Here is an 854-nt window from a genome sequence, read left to right on the forward strand (position 1 = left end):
CGGTGGGAGAGTAGGTCGTCGCCAGCCTTTATCAAACGAAGCCCGTTTCTTAGTTGAGACGGGCTTTTTTCGTTTGTTAGCTAAGGTATAAATTATCCAAGTGTAACTCTTCTAAAGATCGAGTTTATATTAAACCTTAGTGGTTGGTACGGGTGTTATAGAAGGATTGGGGCCTGAAGTGGAAGGCGGATATATATAAGAATTGACGATATGCTAATGTAAAGTTTCTTTGATTAAGTACATGTTGATCGGTTCATCTAACACATATTTTAGAGGTGAGGTTATTCCATTATAATATTATTATGCAGATAATGGTAAAAAATTCGTTGTAAGTAACGAGGCCCGCCTGAAAGAAAAAGCTTAGTCCATGTTTATTAAATACTGACACTAAATTAGAGAAAAGCCAACAGTCGAAAGTGTTTTAATTATGAAACCTAACTTTGTTTTGGGTTATAGAATTCAGCAAAAAAATACTTTACAATTGTTAAAAGTATTGTATTTGGGCTCGAAGAAAAGGGGGGAATTGTCAATAGAAACAGAGACTATTATTTATTTAGACAATATTATTGAACCTTCACCTAATTCGGCAGTTGTTTTAATTATCTTTATTTGGAATATGCCATAAGTTTTTATTTAATCTGGACCATGGGACTCTCTTAAATCTTCGCTTCTATAAAATGGGGGGTATAGAGAAAAGTCTTCTCAAAACTTTTAAGAACTAAAAATAGGAAAAGTTTGGTATTGAACGATAAGGAATTTATGGCAGTTGAATGTGTAAAAAAATAAATTGGTAATAAACTTTAATTTGTTGGGTAACCAGGGCTCTTTAGCCTTATGCCAAGCTTTGAACTGTT

The 854-nt window shown here is 33.5% G+C and carries 1 protein-coding gene; it reads left to right on the forward strand.

The genetic code is table 11. The features are described 5' to 3' along the window. Positions 1 to 427: 427 nt before the first annotated feature. A complete protein-coding gene (locus E1171_RS23295) occupies positions 428 to 625 on the forward strand; it encodes a hypothetical protein (protein WP_187696124.1) in 198 nt (65 codons plus the stop codon). Positions 626 to 854 lie beyond the last annotated feature (229 nt).

This window comes from Xanthovirga aplysinae (genome assembly GCF_009711365.1).
GTDB classification, from domain to species: Bacteria; Bacteroidota; Bacteroidia; order Cytophagales; family Cyclobacteriaceae; genus Xanthovirga; species Xanthovirga aplysinae.

What these genes read in the sequence shown, in the direction of transcription:
- E1171_RS23295 (WP_187696124.1), top strand. Translation starts at nt 428, where the DNA reads ATGAAACCTAACTTTGTTTTGGGTTATAGAATTCAGCAAAAAAATACT.